Here is a 19,204-nt window from a genome sequence, read left to right as displayed (position 1 = left end):
TTGTGCCTGGATCTACGAAATCAAAAAATCAGTCCCAGCTTTTGTCAATGACATTAATAGAATAACTTTGCAGCCTTATGGAAGATTGGGAACTTGACTTTGAATGGCTCAGAGTTAGACATTTTATTAAAGACCGTCTGAATCGAAAAGAATTGCCGGATCTTAACGCTATTCTTTTTCTTATTGGAATTCAGGAATTTGGCAGACCCATTACTGAAAAGTTTACCAAAGAAGAAAAACAAGACTTGATGCACATTGCCTCTTGTCGATTGTTGTCGCAAGACGGTTATTACTCCTTTGAAGGCTTAGATCAGGATGGATGGCCACATTATGAATTAATAAAACCTTTTACTCTAAAGGGTGTTAAGGAGCAGGAACAATACCTGAAAAGAAAGGTCGTTGATTATTTTCAAATCAATTATTCAGAATACATTAATCAAAAAATATCATGAAACAAATATTATTTGGTCTACTGCTAGTAACATTGGCATTTTCCTGCACCAGCAAAAAATCAGGAAATTTTGCATTGATTGAAACAAGCTATGGAAACATGAAAGTCAGGCTCTATGATTCTACTCCAAAACATAAAGCAAATTTCATTAAATTGGTACAGGAAAAGTTTTACGACGGAACTCTCTTTCACAGAGTAATCAATAATTTTATGATACAGGGAGGAGATCCGGATTCAAAAAATGCGTCTCCTGGTCAACCTCTTGGTTCAGGTGGCCCTGGTTATACCATCGATGCAGAAATTGGTAAATTTCATTTTAAGGGGGCGTTGTGTGCAGCCAGACAAGGCGATCAGGTAAATCCTCAAAAAAAGTCATCAGGATCACAATTTTACCTCGTACAAGGTCAAACAATGGATCCTGCACAAATACAAATGCTGGCGATGCAAAAAGGATTGAACTACTCTGAAGCTGACATAAAAAAATATGCAACTTTGGGTGGAACTCCGTTTTTAGATGGCGACTATACTGTTTTTGGAGAAGTAGTGGAAGGAATTGAAGTAATTGATAAAATTGCAGCCGTTCAAGGTGATCAGATGAACAGGCCACAGTCTGATATTAAAATGACTATTAAACTGGTAGATTAGTTATCATGAGATGGACTTTAATTATATCAACTGCTTTTGCGGTTCTTTTAGGCATTTCATCTTGTGCTAAAAAGTTCAGCAAGTTTACCAGCAACAAAACTGTTGTTAAAATACCGGAAAAAATAAATTTTACTAACCTCTCATCAAAAGCATTGTCGTATGAATGGGATTTTGGTGATGGGGAGACTTCTTTTGATAAAGACCCAATCCACCAGTTCACAAAATCAGGATTACACAAAGTTGTTCTTAAAGTTAATTTCGGAAAAAAAATCTTAGAAAGTAGCTCAATCATTGAAGTAAAACATCCGGACAAATGTCTCATAAGAATTGATACAAAATTTGGCTCGATGTTGGTCCAACTTTATGACGAAACTCCTTTGCACAGAGACAACTTTTCCAAATTAGTGGAAGAAGGTTATTTTGATGATCTTTTGTTTCACAGAGTAATTGGGGGATTTATGATTCAGGGTGGGGATCCTGATTCCCGGACAGCCTCACCCGGCAGTCCATTAGGTAGCGGAGGTCCTGGATATACTATACCCTCGGAGTTTAATAAAAATTTCATTCATAAAAAAGGTGCTTTGGCTGCAGCCCGCACGGGTGATTCTGTAAATCCTGAAAAGAAATCTTCCGGCTCACAATTTTATATTGTCCAGGGAAACATCCAATCTGAATCCACTTTGAGTAGAATAGAAGATCAAAAAGGGATTAAGTACAGTGATCAACAAAAGAAAATATATTTTGAAAATGGTGGCACCCCCTTTCTCGATCAAGAATATACAGTCTTTGGTGAAGTAATCGAAGGGCTCGAAGTAATTGACAAAATTGCCTCTGTGCAAACTGCTCAAGGAGATAGACCAATCGAAGATGTAAAAATGAAGATTCATTTTCTTCATTAAAAAACTTTCCCAAATAAAAAAAATTGATCAATAACCTTAAGAGCCTACAAGTACTTTAACAAAAAAAAAGCTGTCACAGCCAAGTCATTGTCTCTGCCACATTATGAATTCTCATCAAAAGAAAAAAAGATGCGACTTTATGGATGTCAAAAATTGTTTAGGCGATCCTTGTGGTTAAACCAAATGATCAAAAAATTAAATAAGTCGTCAGATTTTTTATACGGCAAAATAACGGATCATTCCTCTTATTTCTTGGTCCTCTTTGAGCGATGGTATCAATTCAAACAGTAAATCACTGCCCGCTGCATCATCTTGCAAAACTTCCTCCAACCCAACAATGGCGCCAGATCGATCTCCACTCAAAAGTTGGAGTGCAATTTTACAGTAACATAGATCAGCCCCAACAGAATACTTATCAGCTCTCAGCAGTACCTTTTCTGCCTTGGTCAAATTATTTTGTTGAAGTAGAAATTTTATATACATCGCCCAGTACTGGCTTTGCTCTTGACCACATCGTGCAGCTTTATTGTAGTGGATTTCTGCTTTTCTTAGGTTGGAAAGGTTCTCGTAAGCTTTCGCGGCACCTGCATGATACTCCTCCCGGTATTCATCTATCTCTAAAGCCTCCAGGAAATACTTCAGCGCAAATTCCCAATTCTCCTCCTTAAGGTAACATTCTCCTAAGTAATAAAAAACTTCATCATTAAAAGGATCCTGGCTAATCGTCTTCTGCAAAATATTTTTTGCTTCTTTATAACGATTAAGTTTAATTAAACACTCAGCCATAAAAGCAACAAGCTCAGTATCCGGACCAAACATTTCATTGGCCTCTGAATAACATTGGAATGCCTTTTCATAGGCACCCATCTGCAAAGCCAACTCCGCACAATCCATATATCCTTGTTCAAACTTATTGTTTATCAGAAAAGAATATTCAAGGGCTTCCATTGCCTTGTCATATTCTCCTAAACAAGAGTGAGCATGACCCAGATTATACCAGGCCAAATAAGAATAAGGATTTTTATCTATAATTTCAGTGTGTAACTCCACACTTTCTTCATATTTCTTAGAAAATTCTACACTTACCCAAATTTGTTGGAGTGCTTTAGAATTATTAGGATTTATGGTTAACGCTTCCTTAAGCGTATAGAACATTTTTTCAAAATCTTTCATTGACTCATTAATAAAAGCTTCCATTAATAAAATTTCCTGCAGATCGGTTTTTTGGAAGATTAATTTGAGCTCATCGATGATAAGAAGCGCTTCTTCTTCATATCCCTGAATGGTCAGCACTTTTGCTTTAAGTAAGGGAATTTCAACATCATATGGCGACAAATGATAAGCTTGATTTACAATTTCAAGAGCTTCCTCATATCGGCTTAAACTCATTAAAAGTCTAACCTTTGTAATATAAAACTCAATTCGATACTTGTATTGCTTCAATGCAATATCAACCACTTGTAAGGATCTTTCAGGCCATCCCTGCTCTTCGTAATGAGAGATCAGTTTGTGGTAGGATTTCTCAACCCATAAATCTGGTGAAAGACTCTGTACAGAGTCCTCAAACTCAGCTATGAGTTTTGAAAGTTTTGGATTTTGCTTCGTTTTCCTAGACACTATCTTCTCAGGGATTAATAATGACTCCGTAAAAGTATATAATTCTTCCGATTAGTCTAATAAAAAAAAATATTCTACATTTTCTCAGTTGAATGCCTCATCAGTTTTATATATTCAATTTTCTTGTCCTCAAGATTATATAAATGATGAAAATTTTGCATGTTATTTTGAAACATTCATAACTCCTTATTTTTCACTGCAAAGTAAATATTAAAGAATTTTTGAAAAAAAATCAAAGTTTTCTTCCTGAAAGAAAAACTCCGGCAATGATAAGCAAACCACTGCCGGTGATGGCTACATTTAATTCTCCTTTTTTCATTATAAGTGCAAAAATTACAGCAAGTAGGGGCTGTAAATAAATATAGTTACTAACCAGACTTGAATCACTCAAAACCAAAGCTTTGGCATTAAAGGTGTAGGCTAAAAATGTAGTACACACTAACACAAATCCCAAAGCCATCCATTCATTCGTTGAAAAGTTACCCCAATTCACAATTTCCAATTCCCGGATTCCAAATGGCAGACACAAAAGGCACGCAATCAGAAATATCCATTTCATAATTTCAAAAGCTGAATACTTATCTAACAACTTTGGAACTCTGGTAAGATAAAATGCATACGAAATTGCATTTGCTAACACAAGTAGGTCTCCAACCCAATTGCCACTGCGTGAATCATTAGGATTGCCTGACAATATTAAGCCCACAGCTCCTACAAATCCGATGATACAACCCACCCAATTGGTTTTACTAAGAATCTTTCCATTTATAAAGCCCAAAATCAAAACCAACAAAGGTGTACATACCATAATCAGCGCCGCATGAATTGGACTGGTAAGGGCTAAGCCATTAAAAAACAAGAGTTGGTTTGCCAAAACACCTGTAATTGAACAAATTAATAGTTCGACATGATCAGACTTCAAAATTTTCTTCGGCATCCCAAAGAAAAAGATAAATAGTACAGAAGCCACCGATATTCTCAAAAGTATAAATCCATTGGCTCCGATAAGCCCGGGATCCAATACAATTTTTGCAATGGAATAGTTAGCTCCATAAATAAATGCAACCAGGAATAGCAATATATGAGCTAGCTTTAAATTCTTATGCATCCGCTCCAATTTCTAAATAGTATTTGATTTCTGCCTAGACCAAGCCAAAAGACTAATGGTTAAAAACAAACTAATTCCTGCTTGTGATGCCAAAGTATGCTCATATAAAAATGAACTCCATATCACTGCCAAGGCAGCGACAGATATTTCAATTCTAAAAGAGCCTCTCCTAATAAAAGATGCCCAAAATATACCGACTAAACTCAATATACTGAAAATACCACAAAATGCCCAACTGTAAATAAATTGATTGTGTGGATATTTAATGAGCCTATGATTAAGATGTTCTAAATATGTTTTTTCGGTAACTGAATGCATATCTCCAATTCCGCTCCCAAGAATTGGATGTAACTTGATCATTTCCCATCCCATTTCTATTGATTTCAAGCGCTCCAAATCTGAATAATATAACCACTTACCCCTTGAAAATTCGCCTATTTGCCATATAGTATAATAATATTTATTTTGTAGACTGGGGCTTAAATAAAAAAGGATGCCAACTACAACAATAGTCAATCCTAATCCTATCACCAGAATAGAATATTTCTTTCGTTTGAATGCAAAAACCAAAAGATATACAATAATTCCAATGTATAGTCCCAAAATTCCTGATTTAACACTAAGCACGTGGATTAGAACGAAAAAAAATAGAATTAAAAAAATAATAAAAATATCGGTTGCGGAATATTTGATACTTGTCTTACTTAAAAGTCTATCCACCAATAATAGAATCGCGCAAGCAATAATTAAACTAAAACGCACATGTGAAATAGGCGTTTCTATAGGAATTCCCTTAAGCAGGGCCAAGTTCATTTCGCTGTAATGATTCAGATAATTCCAAAGTACTTGAATGGAAACAATCCACAGACTAATGATACCAATAAATGTAATTAATTCAATATCCTTCCTTGCCAGTTTGCCATGTGCAATAAAGGCTAATGGAAATACCAAAATTGGTAATTGGATTCTCAACTGGTCTAACCAAAGCAATTTATCAGTTGACCAAAATCCTGAAATTACCACACTCAAATAATAAACAATTATCCACCCAGGAATTGGCTCCTTAAAAATTTCTTTTGTTATGTTAAAAAAATCCAGTTTGCTAATAAGACCAACTCCCTCGTGATCTTCCTTAAAAAAAATTATTATACCCAAAATAATTGTGGATATGCTCATCAAAAAAATCGACCAGGACAATGCACATACACAGATACACATTGCAAAGAAAAATATACGTTGAAGCCCTTTAGACTGAATTTGGTTGGAGACTTTCATTAATAAATCAAAAATAAGGGCATTTTTAAATTTCAGGTGAATTCTCCTTAACAACCGTGATTAAACCTACAATTTAACATTCAATTCACGCATTTTAGGATGATTTGACTTTTGCCCTGGTCAGGTACTGGATAAGGTCCATCTGAAACAGAATTGCCTGATCAAGTTTACATCCACACGGTAGATTTTGGATAATTATCACTAAAATCAATTCAGGATGTCAGATCATACGAAAATCTACCGTATTTTGTGACCTTTCCAAACCCTACAACGAAATAAATGTCCCAGGATTGGTTTGCACCATTAGAGAATTTGAGAAATGAAATTTTAAATCATTCGGTTTCCAATGCGTCTGAATTGGAACAATTCAGAATTAAATATCTTGGATCAAAGAATGTTCTGAAAGCCTTTTTTTCTAACATCAGCTTGGTTCCTGGAGATCAAAAAAAAGAATATGGACTAAGGTTGAATGCCATAAAACAACAAGCGGATGAAAAATATTCAGCCAGTTCATTAGCTTTAGAAAGTTCTGATTCCAAAATTGTTTCTGCTCCAGATATGAGCCTACCCTCAATTAATCTTGGAGGAGGTTCACGTCATCCCATTTCTCAGGTAATGGATAAAATAATTGGAATATTTTCAAAAATTGGTTTTGAAGTAGCCGAAGACAGAGAAATTGAAGACGATTGGCATAATTTCACTGCTTTAAATACACCCGATGATCATCCTGCCAGAGACATGCAGGATACTTTTTATTTGAAGGATTTACCAAACATACTCCTACGTACACACACCTCCTCCGTGCAATCCAGATTTATGAAGGCCCACAAGCCCCCCATTAGAATCCTGGCGCCTGGAAGAGTTTACAGAAACGAAACGATCTCCGCTCGATCACATTGTCAGTTTCATCAGGTAGAAGGGCTTTACGTTGACAAAGGGGTTTCTATGGCAGACTTGAAACAAACATTGCTTTTTTTTGCAAAGGAAATGTTTGGTCAGGATGTTAAAATACGTCTGAGACCCTCATATTTCCCATTTACCGAGCCATCAGCAGAAATGGACATCTATTGGGGGTTGAAGGATGAAACAGATTATCGGATTACAAAGGGAACAGGTTGGCTTGAAATACTAGGCTGCGGAATGGTAGACCCCGCCGTCCTCTCAAATTGTGGTATTGATCCTGAAATTTATTCCGGCTTTGCTTTTGGTATGGGAATAGAACGGCAGGCTATGTTACTTTATAAAATTCCTGATATCAGATATTATTTTGAAAATGATTTGAGATTTTTGAGACAATTTAAAGGCGCCTAACCCATGTCCCAAAAACCAAGTTTAGCAAAAGGAACCCGCGATTTTCTTCCACTTCAGACTAGAAGGAGAAAGTTTATATTTAAAACAATTGAAGAGGTCTTCATTCACCATGGATACCAGCCACTGGAAACTCCGGCAATGGAAAACCTTTCTACATTAATGGGGAAGTATGGTGAGGAAGGCGACAAATTATTGTTCAAAATAATTAACAGTGGAGACTTTTTAAAAGATGCTAATTCTCAGTTTTTAATAGATGGAGATTCATCTAAACTCTTGTCCCAAATTTCTGAAAAAGGTCTCAGGTATGACCTAACGGTCCCCCTTGCAAGGGTGGTATCCATGAATCGGCATCTTCTCACCTTCCCTTTTAAAAGATATCAAATTCAACCAGTTTGGCGTGCAGATCGACCTCAACGGGGGCGATATAGAGAATTTTATCAATGTGATGCTGATGTTGTGGGTTCCAATAGTTTATTGTTTGAAGCCGAATTACTAAAAATTTATGACGACGTCTTCAAAAAATTAGGGATTCCGGTAAAAATTGTGATTAACCACAGGGATATCTTAGAGGGAATTGCACAACAAGCCGGAAAACCAGAGCTGTTCTTACCCATGACAATGACCCTGGACAAATTAGACAAAATTGGTGAGCAAGCTGTTAAAGAGGAACTTGTTTTAATTGGATATACGGAGGATGCCGCAAGTGGAATTATTGAATTAATCAAAAAAAACAACCTATCTGATTTTCGATTGAACCAAAAAGCAATAAATGGTGTGGAGGCTTTGGAAGAAGTGTATTCTTTTCTCCAAGAAGTAAAAACTCATAATGAAATTTCTTTTGATCCGTCTCTTGCCAGAGGACTTGGATATTATACGGGTTGTATCGTCGAAGTGATTCCGACAACTATTAAAATGGGAAGTTTGGGTGGTGGAGGTAGATATGATAACTTGACAGGAGTATTCGGACTTGAAGGAGTTTCAGGTGTTGGAATTTCTTTTGGGGCGGACAGGATTTACGATGTAATGAATGAATTATCCTTATTTCCCTATGACCTTAATACTTCAGTCCAAATCCTTATAACGGCCCTAGATCTGGAAAGTTTGAAACATGGCTTTTCATTGGCTGGTAAACTTCGGGAGAAGAATGTCAGTGTGGATGTTTACCCTGAGTTCACAAAACTTAAGAAGTCTTTCAAATACGCGGAGGACCTCAAAATTCCAAATGTCCTTATCATTGGTGAAGAAGAAAGGCTTAAAGAAATCTACCCGGTTAAGGATCAAATAAGCGGAATCCAGGAATATCTTAAAATTGAATCTATTATTGATAGATTTTCTCGACCTATTTAATAATTTCAGAGGGTTGTCGCAAATTTGAAAGACTAAAATCCTTATCTCACAAGTGGCTTTGTAAGTTTCCAATAGTCTTCTAAGTATTTTTAGCAGAGGTAATTGTTAAGACTAACTTTAACCAAATTAGATTTTACATAGTTTGAAATTTGGAGGGATTGGTGTTGCATGGCAGACTAAATAAGCTCAAAAAGGATTCATTAAAATAATATATTATAATTTTATATAATATGTATTAACACAATATTTAACCCATTAACAATTTATTCTAAAACATAATAAGTACCTTTGCCGTTCTCTAAACTCAGTGTGGCAGATTAGTTCATTTTGAAATATTTACCACATCTAAGTATTTTTTGTTTTATATTAGTCTCTGTTTTTAACCATGATGTATCGTTTGATTTTTTTAGGGCTGTTTTTAAGTGCATCGCCTTTGCTCAACGCGGAGGCTTGTATGCGGCCTGGAGAGGTCATCGCTTTTTCAGATAGACTCAATGCCAATTATCAGGAAGAGGAGATTATTGATAGACTGAAGGGCATGTACTGCTTGGTAAACATGGTCATCGACGCGGATGTGATAGACCAGGTAAAGCGCTTCATCCTGATTGACAGGACATCCAGTAGAAAAATTTTAAATAGAAAAGACCAGTATTTCCCTTTAATAGAAAAACTGCTTCTAGAAAATGACCTCCCTATTGAAATTAAATACATTGCTGCAATTGAATCTACCCTAAATCCATCTGCAAAATCCTACATGGGGGCAGCCGGACTTTGGCAACTAATGCCCGGAACGGCTAAAATCCGTGGACTTAAAATTGATGACAAAATTGATCAAAGACTTGATCCTGTAAATTCAACCCTGGCAGCTATTAAGTATTTTAAAACATTGTACAGCATGTTTGGGGATTGGTCTCTAGTAATGGCTGCCTACAACTGTGGGGAAAACAAAGTTTTGGAAGCCATTGAAAAATCAGGTTCCAGAGACTTTTGGACCATAAGAAAGAACCTACCACGCCAAACTCAATTGTTTGTTCCTGCCTTTATCGGCGTCAATTACATGATGCAATACTTCTCGGAACATAATCTATTTCCTGGAGAAGAAGAATACACCTCAAATTTGGTGACTTTTGTGAAAATTAACAAGGAAGTAAACATACCCAAATTATTTAAAAAGACCTCCATTTCAAAAGAGTTGTTCAGATTTCTTAACCCTTCATTCAGGAAAAATTCTATTCCAAAGTCCGAGTCAGGGCACTACGTCTGTTTGCCGGACAGTCAAATGGTAGAGTTCGTTGAATTCTACAAAAATGAATATTACCCAAAAATGGATTCCTCAGACCTTGCCGATGTTTCCATCCCTGGTAACCTTCTAGACTTAATAAGCTTTACCCGCCCATTTATTATAGAACCCAATGAAATAGAAAACATAGAACCACAAGGTATGGTCTATAATTCAATGGACTATGCTGATGTTAAAGAACAGCCCGAACTTAAAGTAGAAAGCACAAAAAATTACAGCTACCATCTCGTGAAAACCGGAGAAAGTTTGATTGAAATAGCTGATCGTTACCCAAATTTAACTGTGGAGGATATTATGCTTTGGAATTCAATCAGTGATGATGATGAACTCCCTAATGGAACTGTACTTCTTATTAAGAGTTGAATTTTAATAGACCTACTAGAGTCAAAGTATCTCTTCTAAGCCTCTTCCTTATCTGCACTATTCTCCTTTCCTGAAGATTTGATTATCTCATTTTTTAATCGATCTAATAATTTGAGCATCCCCTCCTGAATCAAATTGTATTTTTTCTCTTCTTTTGCAACATAGATTAATATCATTGTCAGCTCCCCTGAATTCTGTAAAAATTCTGAATCAAATTTTTCCTTCCAGTTTAACCGATAACATTCTTTCATCCTTCTTCTGATCCTGTTTCTGACTACGGCAGACTTAAACGTCCTTTTGGGTACAGAAAATGCAACCATAGGCATTTGCACCGAGGACAATCCATTTTCAATACGGAATTTAACTAGTAAAGGGTAACACAAGACCGAACGTGGGCTTTCAAACAATAGCCCTATTTGCTTGGTTGATTTTAGTCTTAATACTTTGGGAAATGATAAATCACGGATCACATCCGGATCACGACTTGATTATTTCAATCTGCTTTCATCCGAAACAGTCAACCTCTGTCGACCTCTGGATCGTCTTCTGGCCAATACCCTGCGACCGTTTTTAGACTTCATACGGCTTCTAAAACCATGTTTGTTGGCTCTTTTTCTTCTTGAAGGTTGAAATGTACGTTTCATCGTAGTTGCAAATTTAAAAGCCCTCTTTTAAAGGGATGGCAAAGGTAGTTCAATATTATGAATTGACAAATATTTTTTTAACTATTCATGGAAATTAAGAATTCTTCATTCCTGGTAGTTCCGACCATATGCTTTTTAATAAATTCAATGGCCTCCTCCGGTTTCATGTCCGCAAGGTGGTTACGAAGGACAAACATCTTCTGTACAATTGTGTCGTCCAACAATAAATCTTCTCTTCGGGTACTGGACTTGGTCAAGTCAATTGATGGGTACATACGCTTATTAGCCAGACTACGATCTAATTGCAACTCCATATTACCTGTTCCTTTGAATTCTTCAAAAATTACACTGTCCATTTTAGAACCAGTATCAATTAATGCAGTGGCCAAAATAGTCAGTGAACCCCCATTCTCAATCTTCCTCGCTGCTCCAAAAAACTTTTTTGGTTTTTGAAGGGCGTTTGCCTCAACTCCTCCGGATAATACTTTCCCCGATGAAGGGGCAACTGTATTATAAGCTCTCGCCAGCCTGGTAATTGAATCTAGCAAAATCACAACATCATGTCCACATTCAACCAATCTCTTCGCTTTCTCAAGGACAATATTAGCCACTCTGGTATGATTTTCAGCTGGCTCATCGAAAGTGGAAGAAATAACCTCTGCTTTCACGCTTCTCTTCATATCAGTAACCTCCTCAGGACGCTCATCAACAAGCAACACAATCAAATAACACTCCGGGTGATTAGCCGCTATTGCATTAGCGATGTCTTTAAGTAAAAAAGTCTTACCGGTTTTTGGCTGAGCTACAATTAAGCCTCGTTGACCTTTTCCTATAGGTGTAAATAAATCAATAATTCTGTTTCCATAATCCCTTCCTGTTGGCGAGGTGGTCAATTTAAATTTCTCATTGGGAAACAAAGGAGTAAGGTAATCAAACGGAACCCTGTCTCTAATTTGCTTAGGTTCAAGTCCATTCACCTTTGATACCTTCAGAAGGGCAAAATACTTTTCTCCCTCCTTGGGAGGCCTTACAGCTCCCACTATGGTATCTCCTGTTTTTACTCCAAATAATTTGATCTGGGAAGGAGAAACATACACATCATCAGGTGAACTAAGATAATTGTAATCTGAACTTCTTAGAAATCCATATCCTTCAGGCATCATTTCTAAAACTCCCTGACCTTCAACGACTCCCTCTAACTCAACAACAAAGACAGGTTCTTGGGGTACAAACTCCTTCTCTATTGGTTCCTCCACTGCATCAGTGCTCTGGGATTGAGGATTATTGTTCTGATTGTTTTGAGGTGGATTAATGGGCTGTTGATCTCTTGGATGTGGGCGTGGTTGATTTCGGTTATGACGATTTTGGAAAGCTTCCCGTCGGGGTTTAAATTCTCTCCTTTGTTCGACTGCCGGCTCTGATTCCTCAGATTTCACTTCATCATTTTCAACCTTGTCTATGGCTTTGGTTTCTACCTGTTCGACTATTGGCTCGGTTTTAGTTTCTCTCACTTTCTCGGCACCTTCCGGTTTAATGACTCGCCGCCTTCTATTTCTAAGGTTGTTTTCATCCTCCAGTATCTCGTAGGATTTCTCCTGAGTCGATGCACTGCTTTCGTCGGTAGATACTTCCTGATCCGAAACGGATTTTTTACTCCCAACCAGCGCCTGCTGGTCTAGAATTTTATAAACCAAATCCTGCTTGGTTAATTTTTTGGCATTCGTAACACCAAGACGCTCAGCAATCTCCTTTAGCTCAGGAACAAGCATGTCATTCAATTGTAAAATGTCGTACATAGACAAAATCAAGAATTAATTTAAAAAATAATTGAAATAGGATATTAAAGACCAAGCCCACTTCTTGCTGCATCAATCAAAATACAAACCGATAAAGAACTTCTTAAAGTTGAAAAAGAAAAGTAAAAATTCGGGAATTTGAATCAGATGGGCAGCCAGGCCCTGACGGTGCAAATATACACCATTTTATTAGACTGTACTTTTTTTTATCAAAAAATCAGCATTAACTCGTAAAATTGCCCTAAATTGTACAAATGATTGAATTAAAAATCCTCAGAAACGATACTGAACGGGTCATTGCTGGCTTGAAGAAAAGAAATCTAAGTCCAGAACAGCTTGATCTAATACAGGAAATAATTTCCCTGGACGACCAACGTAAATTATCCCAAGCCAACATGGATCAAAGGCTTTCCCAAATTAACCAATTGTCCAAAGAAATTGGTTTGGCTATGAAATCAAATGATTCTGTGTCAGCCGAAAAAAACAAACTGGAAGTCTCCAGATTAAAAGAAGAAAACAAAGAATTCGAAGAATTGCTTGCCTCCAGCCTTCTCCTAATTGAAGAAAAGCTCATACAGTTACCAAACATTCCACATATTTCAGTCCCGGAAGGAAAATCAGCGGATGACAACCTAGTCTTTAAAGATTGGAATTCCGCCCTACCGGAATTACCTGAAGATGCCTTACCGCACTGGGAATTAGCAAAGAAATATAAGGTCTTTGATATGGAATTGGGTGTCAAAATAACGGGTTCAGGTTTCATATTATATCGTAATAATGGAGCCAAACTTCAAAGAGCGCTTATTAACTTTTTCTTAGATGAGGCAAGTAAATCAGGTTACGAAGAAATTCAGGCTCCATTAATGGTAAATGCTGAATCTGCAAGAGCCACCGGCCAACTCCCAGATAAGGAGGCACAGATGTATTATGTGGAAAAAGATGACCTCTACTTGATTCCAACTGCTGAAGTACCTGTCACCAACATTTACAGGGATGTGATTCTAAAGGAATCTGACTTTCCTATACTTTTAACCGGCTATACCCCCTGCTTTAGGAGGGAAGCTGGATCATATGGAGCTCATGTAAAAGGACTTAATCGGGTCCATCAATTTGATAAAGTAGAAATTGTAAGAATAGAACATCCAGAAAAATCTTATGCAGCGCTTGAACTGATGCTAAATCATGTTGAAAATCTATTGCAAAAGCTTGAACTACCTTATCGTATCCTGAGATTGTGTGGGGGTGATATGGGATTCGCTTCTGCAATTACCTATGATTTTGAAGTTTATTCCGCCGCTCAGAAGAGATGGCTTGAAGTAAGTTCAGTCTCCAATTTTGAAACTTTTCAGACCAACCGCATGAAACTCCGATTCAAAAACGAAAAGGGAGAGACTCAATTTGCTCACTCTTTAAATGGCAGCGCCCTTGCATTGGCTAGAATTGTTGCCGCTATACTTGAAAACCACCAAACTTCATCCGGTATAAAAATCCCTAAAGCTCTCCAAAGCTATTTTGGAAAGGAGTGGATTTCTTAGGTCTAAAATGGAAAGCAACAAGTACTTCTTTAATACTCCATTCAAATCACTATAATTTTTTAGTGTTTTGAAATCTTTTAGTAGTAAAATTGTTATTACTTCTGATAATTTACCTTAATCAATAATTTACATATGTTTTTCAATTCCGATTATATGATTTTTAATGTTCTGGCAATGGTAATGTCAGGAATTGGTTATTTGGTTCATACCAGGCTAAAATCAAAATTTGAATATTATGGTCAAATTGCCATCAAATCAGGGAAATCCGGCAAAGAGGTAGCTGAGCAAATGCTTTCTCATTACGGTATTTATGACGTGAAGGTTCTAGAATCAGAGGGAATGCTTTCAGATCATTACAATCCTGTCAACAAAACTGTCAATTTGAGCCCGGAAGTTTATCATGGTCATTCAATTGCATCCGCTGCTGTTTCCGCCCACGAATGTGGCCATGCAGTGCAACACGACACGGCTTATGCAATGCTGCAATTGCGTTCAAAAATAGTCCCTGTAGTTAAAATAGCCTCTCTCGCTCAACAGTTTCTTCTCGTTTTTGCATTTATGCTGGCAAATACATTTCCAACTTTATTATTGGTTACAATTGTAGCCTTTATGATCACCACCTTATTCAGTCTAATTACACTTCCTGTTGAATTTGATGCAAGCAAAAGAGCTCTTGTATGGTTGGATGAAACGGGCATTACTAAAGGACAGGAATATGAAGGGGCAAAGGATGCACTGAAATGGGCAGCTATGACTTATGTTGCTGCAGCCCTTTCTTCTCTGGTAATGCTTGTATTTCTAATTTTAAGATACATGTCTTCCAATAGGGAATAAGCTTTTTTTATATTTTTGAGCTTTAATTCAAACCAGTATAAATCAAATCTGGAATTTTATAAAAAAATCATCATTATGTCTGCAGAATTAGATTCACACATCATACAAACAAAGGCCGAATTTGAAAAAGCTATTGAGCACCTTCAGAAAGAACTAACCAGAGTGCGCACCGGGAAAGCATCCACAAATATTTTGGATGGGATCCTTGTAAACTATTATGGATCTCCCACCCCGCTCACTCAGGTGGCTAACCTAAGTCTGGCAGATTCCAGGACCATTGCAATTCAACCTTGGGAGAAAAAAATTATCGGTGATATTGAACAAGCCATATTTGCTGCAAACCTGGGATTCACTCCGCAAAATGATGGAGAAATGATCCGCATTGCGATCCCGCCTCTGACAGAAGAAAGAAGGAAAGAATTTGTCAAACAGGTGAAGCATTTTGGTGAAGAAGCAAAAGTGAGTATTCGCTCCAGTCGTCATAAAATTTTGGATTTTATTAAAAAGGAACAGAAAAATGGCCTTGCAGAAGATATTGCAAAAACAAAAGAACAATTAATTCAAAATTCTGTCACAGATTATTCTGCTAAAGTGGATAAAATCATTGAATTAAAAGAAAAGGAAATAATGACGGTATAATATGCTCAAAAGAGCTGACATCTTTTGTTGAGTAAATATTTGCAAAACCCATTTTTTTAAAATTTAAATTGCCAATATTTATTTAACTGAAAAATTTGTCGCCAAAATTTAATTTGTAATTCCCATATCCCTGTCAAGGATTATTTTTAGCTGTTCTACCTTTAGGTTTTTGCCAATAATTTTTCGGTCTTTATTCAAAACATACATTTCAGGTGTGATGTCTACATAGTATTTTGCATAAATGGAAGCATTTGTCGGATCATGCACATTAATCCAATTTTGTATCTGGTATTTTTTAATAAAATCTCTCCATTCCTGATCTTTCGCATTTAAGACAATTGCAAAAACTTCGACACCTTTATTCTTCCATTCCTCATAAAATTGTTTAAGCTTGGGTGTCTCTTCCTGACAATGTTCACATTTAGGATCGTACATGAATACAATGATATAAGGTTTCTTAATTCCGTAAATTGACTTAGTTTGTCCATTTGGATCTACTGAAACTACATCGGGACCTACTTTATTCAGTAGACTTGCACTCATTTCCCAAGCCTTTTTTCTTAAATCAGCCAACTCTTTCTCAGTTAACCAAAAGGCGCGATCCTTGGTAAAATATTTATCAATGATATGTACATAAACAGCTTCTCCATCCATAACTTTTGTCTTGGAAGGTTGATACTTCAAGGCAATATAATTTGTAAAGAATTGAAACATTTCGGGATTCTCCAGTGATTTTTGTATGACAAAATCAGCTTGACGTATAATGGAATCCGGATGTTGTACCGTGAGATCTGTGATAAAACGATTGAGTTTATTTACGATGACTGGTGTGGCCAATAATCTGTTATCCATCAAGTCTACATCATTCCAAAAATTAAGTCTGAAAAATTCTAGTTTTCTACTGATGTCAGGTTCCCCATTAGGTTTTCGAAAATCAGGTACTTCCGGATTCTGTCCAGCAATTTTAAATTTTGTAAAAAATACATTCGGATACTTTTGCTCCAAATTCTTTATGTATTCCTTTCTTTCATTGTTGATTAAATCTAGTTCTTTCTCGATTCTTTTAAGCTCATCTTGATTACCGGCATATTTAGATTTTTGTGAATTGAGTGAATCGAATTTTTTTTCATGCATGCTTTGGAGAATCATAGATTGATACAGAAGCTCATTGTCTATGGATCCGGATATCTTCATGGTGTTGATGTATTCCCCTTTATTGGACTCCATGGTAAAAAATTGTTCATCATTTATCATGATGTGAAAACTGGAGTAATCCGGAAGAATAACATAAAAATAGCCTGGTTTGAAAGGAGACTTTCTTCTAAATTCAAATTCTCCTGATTCATTCATAAAGGTGCTGTCTGCAATGTAGTTTTGATCTGCATATACACCTATCAGTTTAATCTTTCCCCCTGTAAAACCATTCACCTTAAACTTTAAATGACAACTGTCTGATTGTGCATAAAGTCCTGAAACCGAAATTCCAAAAATTATAAGATTTATCAAAAGACAAATTTGTTTCATGCGGATGTATTAAAACTACAATAAATAAATTAACTTAAAAGTGCTTTCAAACATTAACCAAAATTTTACGGGTTAGTTTAATCAACAAAAATAGTTAAATCAAGATAAAATCAATTGGCATAAAAAAAGAAATTCCAAGGGGCTAAAACGCAGATTCCAGTCAAATATTTCATAGGTAAATAAATTGATCAGACAACACTTAGAGCCTTGATTCATTTTCGATTCCTTCAAAAACTACTTTCATCGTACTTTTGGATTCGTTTAATAAATCGACTCATGCTTATATTGTTAAATCAAGCTATCAGCGGCTATACTGATTTTGCCACTCACATAGTAGCCCTTGTAGTGGATTTTATGCCCAGACTACTGGGAGCTATTTTAGCATTTATTATAGGGACAATACTTATAAGATGGATTTCAACTGTTGTTAGGCGTACATTGATGGCCAGGGATTTCGACCCTTCCTTACAATCTTTTTTAGCTTCCCTTATACGAATGTCCCTGATTCTTTTATTACTGCTGTTTGTATTTAGTATTTTAGGTGTAAACATGACTTCCTTTGCAGCTATACTTGCGGGATTAGCTGTTGGAATAGGTGCCGCACTGAATGGAACTTTAGGCAATTTTGCCGGAGGGGTGATGATGTTGATTTTTAAACCCTTCAAACTCGGAGACCACATCGAAGCTCAGGGATTTAACGGCAGGGTCATTGAACAGGGTATATTCAATACGTATTTGCTGAGTAGTGAAAACAAAACAATTATCTTGGCTAATGGGGCTCTCTCTACTGGAACAATTGTGAACCTGTCTGCATTTGGGAATATGAGGGTTGAAATATTAATGCCTTTGGATCTAAATAATGATTTTGATAAAGCTAAAGAAATTGCGCTTTCAACCGTCAGGAAAGTGGAACATGTATTGCCTGAACCTCCCCCTGAATTTCAAATTATAAAATTCACAGAAACCATGGCCACAATTGCCATCAGACCTTTTTGTAATGAAGAAGATTATTGGCAAGTATACTTTGAAACTCAGGAAAAGGTAAAACTTGCCTTTGATAAAAACCAGATCTATTTCCCTTCAGCTGAAAATAAAATTCATGTTTTGCCTGTTCCGGATAGCAATTCAAAAGATTTAGGCTAACCTAATACTCCATATTTGATATTACCTTCTTTTTCTACCTTTGCTAACATATGAAACCACGAAGCGCATATATTCTCTCCTTAGTTGTTATTTTGTTTATTTTATTCTTGGATCAAAGCAGTAAGATTTGGGTTAAAACCCATATGCACCAAGGTCAAGAAATTCTGATATTGGGACAATCCTGGGCCAGAATTCATTTTGTTGAAAATGAAGGTATGGCTTTTGGTCTAAGCTTTGGGGGGGCTGCAGGTAAGTTGGCATTGAGCATTTTTAGGATATTGGCGGTATTTTTCTTATTCTATTTATTAGGTAGACTGATTAAATCTAAAGAGAATCCTGCATTGGTGCTGGCATTTTCTATGATTTTAGCAGGAGCCCTAGGGAATATTATTGATTCTGCCTTCTACGGCATGCTATTTTCTTATTCACCTTTCCATGGAGGGGTTGCTCAACTTTTACCTCCCGAAGGAGGATATGCGCCTTTTTTGATGGGGAGAGTGGTGGACATGTTCTATTTCCCCCTAATTCAATCCACTTTCCCAACTTGGGTACCGATTTGGGGTGGTCAGGAATTTGAATTTTTTAGACCTGTTTTCAATTTTGCAGATTCCTCAATATTTGTAGGAATTTCTTTGTTTCTTATTTTTTATCGGAAATTATCTTCTGAAAATATTCACCACAACATAAAAGAAAATACTGATAATCAATTAGATATAAATAAAAAAGCTTCCGAAACTGAAGTTCCGGAAGCTGCCGAATAAAAAATTTGCCTT

The 19,204-nt window shown here is 36.5% G+C and carries 18 protein-coding genes; 11 read left to right on the top strand and 7 right to left on the bottom strand.

What is annotated here, in order from left to right; translation table 11 throughout:
* The first annotated feature begins 77 nt into the window (after positions 1–77).
* From IPJ53_03115 to IPJ53_03105, 3 genes are read left to right on the top strand one after another with little or no spacing between them, the layout of a single operon-like run.
* The gene (locus IPJ53_03115) at positions 78–452 is read left to right on the top strand and encodes a hypothetical protein (protein MBK7798081.1); all 375 of its coding nucleotides are present in this window, start codon (positions 78–80) and stop codon (positions 450–452) included.
* Positions 449–1,096, top strand: coding sequence for a peptidylprolyl isomerase (locus tag IPJ53_03110; protein MBK7798080.1), 648 nt, complete (start codon positions 449–451; stop codon positions 1,094–1,096). The genes IPJ53_03115 and IPJ53_03110 overlap by 4 nt, the downstream gene beginning before the upstream one ends.
* A gap of 5 nt (positions 1,097–1,101) precedes the next feature.
* Positions 1,102–1,995 carry a peptidylprolyl isomerase gene (locus tag IPJ53_03105; protein ID MBK7798079.1) on the top strand — a complete coding sequence of 298 codons (894 nt, stop codon included), beginning with the start codon at positions 1,102–1,104 and terminating at the stop codon, positions 1,993–1,995.
* A gap of 216 nt (positions 1,996–2,211) precedes the next feature.
* On the opposite strand, the gene IPJ53_03100 is transcribed toward IPJ53_03105, so the two are convergent.
* The 3 genes from IPJ53_03100 to IPJ53_03090 all read right to left on the bottom strand — a co-directional run bounded on the left by IPJ53_03100 (position 2,212) and on the right by IPJ53_03090 (position 5,896).
* Positions 2,212–3,612 (bottom strand): tetratricopeptide repeat protein, encoded by a 1,401-nt coding sequence (locus IPJ53_03100; protein ID MBK7798078.1) that lies wholly within the window; start codon positions 3,610–3,612, stop codon positions 2,212–2,214.
* Positions 3,613–3,844: 232 nt separating this feature from the next.
* Positions 3,845–4,720 (bottom strand): DMT family transporter, encoded by an 876-nt coding sequence (locus IPJ53_03095; protein ID MBK7798077.1) that lies wholly within the window; start codon positions 4,718–4,720, stop codon positions 3,845–3,847.
* A gap of 12 nt (positions 4,721–4,732) precedes the next feature.
* Positions 4,733–5,896 (bottom strand): O-antigen ligase family protein, encoded by a 1,164-nt coding sequence (locus tag IPJ53_03090; GenBank protein ID MBK7798076.1) that lies wholly within the window; start codon positions 5,894–5,896, stop codon positions 4,733–4,735.
* A gap of 378 nt (positions 5,897–6,274) precedes the next feature.
* Between IPJ53_03090 and pheS the strand changes: the two genes are divergently transcribed.
* From pheS to IPJ53_03075, 3 genes are all read left to right on the top strand, one after another.
* On the top strand, positions 6,275–7,306 hold the full coding sequence (gene pheS, locus IPJ53_03085) for a phenylalanine--tRNA ligase subunit alpha (GenBank protein ID MBK7798075.1): 1,032 nt from the start codon (positions 6,275–6,277) through the stop codon (positions 7,304–7,306).
* 3 nt (positions 7,307–7,309) lie between these two features.
* A complete protein-coding gene (locus IPJ53_03080; protein MBK7798074.1) occupies positions 7,310–8,653 on the top strand; it encodes a histidine--tRNA ligase in 1,344 nt (447 codons plus the stop codon).
* Positions 8,654–9,038: 385 nt separating this feature from the next.
* On the top strand, positions 9,039–10,316 hold the full coding sequence (locus tag IPJ53_03075; GenBank protein ID MBK7798073.1) for a transglycosylase SLT domain-containing protein: 1,278 nt from the start codon (positions 9,039–9,041) through the stop codon (positions 10,314–10,316).
* Between the two features lie 35 nt (positions 10,317–10,351).
* On the opposite strand, the gene IPJ53_03070 is transcribed toward IPJ53_03075, so the two are convergent.
* The 3 genes from IPJ53_03070 to rho all read right to left on the bottom strand — a co-directional run bounded on the left by IPJ53_03070 (position 10,352) and on the right by rho (position 12,756).
* Entirely contained in the window at positions 10,352–10,786 is a 435-nt protein-coding gene (locus IPJ53_03070) for a ribonuclease P protein component (protein ID MBK7798072.1), read from the bottom strand.
* An 18-nt stretch (positions 10,787–10,804) separates the two neighbouring features.
* The gene (gene rpmH, locus IPJ53_03065; GenBank protein MBK7798071.1) at positions 10,805–10,960 is read right to left on the bottom strand and encodes a 50S ribosomal protein L34; all 156 of its coding nucleotides are present in this window, start codon (positions 10,958–10,960) and stop codon (positions 10,805–10,807) included.
* Positions 10,961–11,037: 77 nt separating this feature from the next.
* Positions 11,038–12,756: a transcription termination factor Rho gene (gene rho / locus IPJ53_03060; GenBank protein ID MBK7798070.1), complete on the bottom strand. Its 1,719-nt coding sequence runs from the start codon at positions 12,754–12,756 to the stop codon at positions 11,038–11,040.
* 254 nt (positions 12,757–13,010) lie between these two features.
* Between rho and serS the strand changes: the two genes are divergently transcribed.
* The 3 genes from serS to frr all read left to right on the top strand — a co-directional run bounded on the left by serS (position 13,011) and on the right by frr (position 15,764).
* Positions 13,011–14,291: a serine--tRNA ligase gene (gene serS / locus IPJ53_03055; protein ID MBK7798069.1), complete on the top strand. Its 1,281-nt coding sequence runs from the start codon at positions 13,011–13,013 to the stop codon at positions 14,289–14,291.
* A gap of 153 nt (positions 14,292–14,444) precedes the next feature.
* Complete coding sequence (locus IPJ53_03050) at positions 14,445–15,125, top strand: zinc metallopeptidase (GenBank protein ID MBK7798068.1); 681 nt, start codon at positions 14,445–14,447, stop codon at positions 15,123–15,125.
* Between the two features lie 75 nt (positions 15,126–15,200).
* Complete coding sequence (frr, locus tag IPJ53_03045; protein ID MBK7798067.1) at positions 15,201–15,764, top strand: ribosome recycling factor; 564 nt, start codon at positions 15,201–15,203, stop codon at positions 15,762–15,764.
* Between the two features lie 108 nt (positions 15,765–15,872).
* Here the strand turns inward: frr and IPJ53_03040 are convergent, their stop codons facing one another.
* Positions 15,873–17,288 carry a redoxin domain-containing protein gene (locus IPJ53_03040; protein MBK7798066.1) on the bottom strand — a complete coding sequence of 472 codons (1,416 nt, stop codon included), beginning with the start codon at positions 17,286–17,288 and terminating at the stop codon, positions 15,873–15,875.
* A 276-nt stretch (positions 17,289–17,564) separates the two neighbouring features.
* Here IPJ53_03040 and IPJ53_03035 point away from each other — a divergent pair, with 276 nt between their 5' ends.
* Positions 17,565–18,431, top strand: a complete 867-nt coding sequence (locus tag IPJ53_03035) for a mechanosensitive ion channel (GenBank protein MBK7798065.1) — start codon at positions 17,565–17,567, stop codon at positions 18,429–18,431.
* 50 nt (positions 18,432–18,481) lie between these two features.
* Positions 18,482–19,192: a lipoprotein signal peptidase gene (locus tag IPJ53_03030; protein ID MBK7798064.1), complete on the top strand. Its 711-nt coding sequence runs from the start codon at positions 18,482–18,484 to the stop codon at positions 19,190–19,192.
* Positions 19,193–19,204: the final 12 nt, after the last annotated feature.

This window comes from Candidatus Vicinibacter affinis, assembly GCA_016714365.1.
In the GTDB taxonomy this organism is placed as follows: domain Bacteria; phylum Bacteroidota; class Bacteroidia; order Chitinophagales; family Saprospiraceae; genus Vicinibacter; species Vicinibacter affinis.
Note: the sequence above shows the minus strand (reverse complement) of the source record. Positions and strands in the feature narration are given on the sequence as shown.